The organism is Streptomyces cahuitamycinicus, from assembly GCF_002891435.1.
Classification (GTDB): Bacteria; Actinomycetota; Actinomycetes; order Streptomycetales; family Streptomycetaceae; genus Streptomyces; species Streptomyces cahuitamycinicus.
The window spans coordinates 1-3522 of record NZ_POUC01000613.1 but is presented as its reverse complement, the minus strand read 5'-3'; the positions used below and the strand labels follow the sequence as shown (position 1 = coordinate 3522).

Annotated in this window: 4 protein-coding genes; 1 reads left to right on the top strand and 3 read right to left on the bottom strand. The window is 72.0% G+C overall.

What is annotated here, in order from left to right; translation table 11 throughout:
* Positions 1 to 23 precede the first annotated feature (23 nt).
* The 3 genes from C1J00_RS40310 to C1J00_RS40300 form a co-directional block, all read right to left on the bottom strand.
* On the bottom strand, positions 24 to 677 hold the full coding sequence (locus tag C1J00_RS40310) for a zf-HC2 domain-containing protein (protein WP_102913814.1): 654 nt from the start codon (positions 675 to 677) through the stop codon (positions 24 to 26).
* Between the two features lie 151 nt (positions 678 to 828).
* Positions 829 to 1341 carry a hypothetical protein gene (locus C1J00_RS40305; protein ID WP_102913813.1) on the bottom strand — a complete coding sequence of 171 codons (513 nt, stop codon included), beginning with the start codon at positions 1339 to 1341 and terminating at the stop codon, positions 829 to 831.
* 153 nt (positions 1342 to 1494) lie between these two features.
* Positions 1495 to 2040 carry a sigma-70 family RNA polymerase sigma factor gene (locus tag C1J00_RS40300; RefSeq protein WP_102913812.1) on the bottom strand — a complete coding sequence of 182 codons (546 nt, stop codon included), beginning with the start codon at positions 2038 to 2040 and terminating at the stop codon, positions 1495 to 1497.
* A 222-nt stretch (positions 2041 to 2262) separates the two neighbouring features.
* Here C1J00_RS40300 and C1J00_RS40295 point away from each other — a divergent pair, with 222 nt between their 5' ends.
* Positions 2263 to 3417, top strand: a complete 1155-nt coding sequence (locus C1J00_RS40295) for a CapA family protein (RefSeq protein WP_102913811.1) — start codon at positions 2263 to 2265, stop codon at positions 3415 to 3417.
* Positions 3418 to 3522 lie beyond the last annotated feature (105 nt).

The following is a 3522-nucleotide window of genomic DNA, read 5'->3' as shown; positions in this document are numbered from 1 at the left end:
CGGCGGAAGGGGCGGACGGTTGGTCAGCTCGGCTGGAGTTTCCACAGGACCTCGCCGGAGGCCGAGCGGATCTCGTAGCGGGCGATCTGACCCGGATGCATGGACGAGCTGGCCATCATGGTGTCGGGATCGGCGTCGTGACCGGGCCCGTGCCAGCTGGCCGCGGTCTCCTCGGTGCCGTCGCGTCCGACGATGACCAGGTGGCAGGCGCGCGGGCCCGCGGCGTCCTTCACCATCAGCTCGACCTGGCTGCCCGAGGCCTCGTCCGCCGTCGTGACCTGCGCCCACACCCCGGTCCGAGCGTCGGTCGCCGCGACCGTCCGGGGCGCCTCTCCGCTGCCCCGGGCCATCATCATGATGCCCGGTACGGACACCGCGAAGACCACCGAGGCGGCCAGCGCGAACAGCAGGCGTCTGCGTCCGGCCCGGCGCCTGGTCGCCACCTCGGCGAGCAGCCCGTCCAGCATGCGCGTCCCGGGCTGCGCCATCGGGTGCACGAACCGGGGGGTGGAGCGCCGGTACAGCATCAACTGCCGTGTGGTGGGGCCGAATTCCGTCACCTCTGCAGCGCACCGAGGGCACTCCATGAGGTGGTCCTCGAAGCGGAAGGCCTCCGCCTCGTCCAGCACGCCGAGCGCGTAGGCCGCGACGTCGCGATGCCTCTCCAGGGACCTCATGCCGAATCCTCGTGCCGTTGGGTGCGGGTGGGGTTACTCCTTGCTCCCACCGGTACGGACCAGGCAGCGGAATCACTCAAGCCGGTGACACAATCGCAACCTAAGGATTCGGAGCCCTCCGGCTCCCGGATTGGTCCGGGGCCGCAGAAATCTAAAAAAGATGGATGGCGAGGTGTCCCAGGGGCAGCCCGAGCTGCCAGGCGGGCGTCCAGACCTTCGGCCCGTCGTCCTCCCCGACGACCGGAGCGCCTCCCGGGACCGCGTTCAGATCGGGTGCGAGCAGCTCCGTCTCCTGCAGCCAGCGCCAGGCCTCCTCCGCGAGGTCCAGGTCCGGCGCGGGGCCGCCCGACCGCGCGGCGCCCGCGGCGAGCTCGGCCAGTCGCTCGCGCACCCACTCCTGCCACGGCTGGTCGTACGCGGTGAGCGACAGCCACGTCTCCAGCTGGGTGACGACCCGGATGCCGGACAGCTCCCCGTCGGTGTCGGACAGGAAGATGGTCAGCGCCAGGGCGTCCCTCCCGGCGCGGAACTCGAAGGACGTCGGCGGCATCAGATCGCCCGTCCGCAGCAGCTCGTCGGCGATGTACTCGGCGTACAACCACGCCATGGGGACGGTCAGTTCGCCGTCGGCACCGTCCGTGTTCCCCTGCTCTCTGTCCAGCATCCCTTCCTGCCTTCCTCCGGTACGCGCGCGTTGCCCGACACCGGGCCCCCGGGGACGCTGACGGCCCCCTCCGGAACACGGATGAGGACAGCCGATTACTCAACCGGGGTCATCGGCAAGGCGCTTTACGGAGGCTTGACCCACCCATTGGTTTCACCGCAGGTCGGCGGCGTAACCCGGTAGAACCCTGCGCAGGGCCCGCAGGGCGTAGTACGCGCGTGACTTCACGGTACCGGGCGGGATGCCGAGGGTCGCCGCTGCTTCCGCCACACTCGCCCCCTGGAAGTACACGAGCACCAGGACTTCACGGTGCTGTGGAGTGAGAGTCTTCACAGCCTGGCGGACGTCGAGCATCGCCGCGGCCCGCTCGGCGTGGTCGGAGACGACCCGCGCGTTCTCCAGCACCGCGTCCCCGACCTCGGGCGGACGGGCCTGGCGGGCCCGCCGGGCGTCGATCGCGAGCCGCCGCGCGACGGTCATCAGCCAGGGCCGTACCGAGTCGAAGTCGTCGGCGCGCAGGGCCTCGGGGTGCTGCCAGGCGCGCACCAGAGTCTCCTGCACCAGGTCCTCCGCGCGCTGCCGGTCACCGTCGCAGAGCCGCAACAGGAGCGCGAAGAGGGGCCGGCCGTGCTCCCGCTGCAGTGCGGCGAGCTCGTGCTCGGCGGTCGTTCCGTTCGTAAGAGTGGATCCGGCCGTCATGGCCGTATGCCACCGCAGGGCGTGGCCCCGGCACAGGGCACGTACCCGGCTGTGCGGCGGACGGTCGATCGCGTCGACGAACGGTTCGACGAACGGTCGGGGTGCCCGGCCATGTGGGTGCCGGAGGGGCTGATGAGCGTGTCGGAGCCGCGTGGGACACCCAGAGCCTTCTTTCCTGATTGTGCGTAAATACGACCACAACGCCCACAGTGGGGTGAATGCATGCTCGCGCGCAGTCGACAGATCGCCCTGGCCCTGACCGTCGTCCTCGCCGCAGGCGCCGCCTGCCAGGCCCGCGGCCACGACAAACCCGACCGCGGACGCCCGGCACCGGCCGCAGCCGGGCCCCGCGGTTTCACACTGGTCGCCTCCGGTGACGTCCTTCCGCACAGCTCGATCATCGACCGGGCCCGTTTCGACGCCGGCGGCACCGGCTACGACTTCCGGCCGATGCTCGCCGGGATCCGCTCCGTCGTCTCCCGCGCCGACCTGTCCCTGTGCCACATGGAGACCGTCTACGGCGCGGACGGCGTCTACACCGGCTACCCGGCCTTCAAGTCCCCGCCCGAGGTGGCCCGGGCCCTCGCCGTCACCGGCTACGACGGCTGCTCCACCGCCTCCAACCACACCCTGGACGACGGCGCCGACGGCATCCGCCGCACCCTCGACGCCCTCGACCGCGCGGGCGTCCGGCACGCCGGCTCGGCCCGCACCGAGGAGGAGGCACGCACGGCGACGGTCCTGCGGGCGGGCACGGCCACGGTCGCCCACCTCGCCTACACCTACGACACCAACGGCTTCCCCCTCCCGGACGGGCAGCCGTGGGCCGTCAACCTCATCGACGAGGCCAGGATCATCGAGGCCGCCCGGGCCGCGCGCGGGGCGGGCGCCGACGTCGTCGTGGTCTCCCTGCACTGGGGCACCGAGTGGCAGGACGCCCCCGACGACCGGCAGCTGAGCCTGGCCCGGACCCTCACCGCCGCACGCACCGGGGACCGCCCCGACATCGACCTGATCCTCGGCACCCACGCACACGTCCCGCAGGCGTACGAGAGGGTCAACGGCACTTGGGTGATCTACGGCATGGGAGACCAGATCGCCGGAGAGATGACCAACTACCAGGGCGCCAAGGATCCGCGCGGCAACCAGTCCACCCTGGGCCGCTTCACCTTCGCCCCGCCCGCACGGCCCGGCGACCGCTGGAAGGTGACGAAGGCGGAGTTCGTCCCGCAACTGTTCGACGTCGACGCGGGCCGGGTCGTGAACCTCAACCGGGCGATCGCCCAGGGCGCCGACGTCCGGGCCGTCCGCGACCGCATCCGTGACGTCGTGCTCAGCCGCGGCGCGGCCGGGGACGGACTGATGATGGGGGAGTAGCCCCACCTCAGCCGCCACAGCCGGGCGGACCCCTGCCGGCGGCTCAGGCCGGCCGGGCCGCCCGACAGCGGCTCGGCCCCGGGGCGACCACCCGCCGCACCCCAC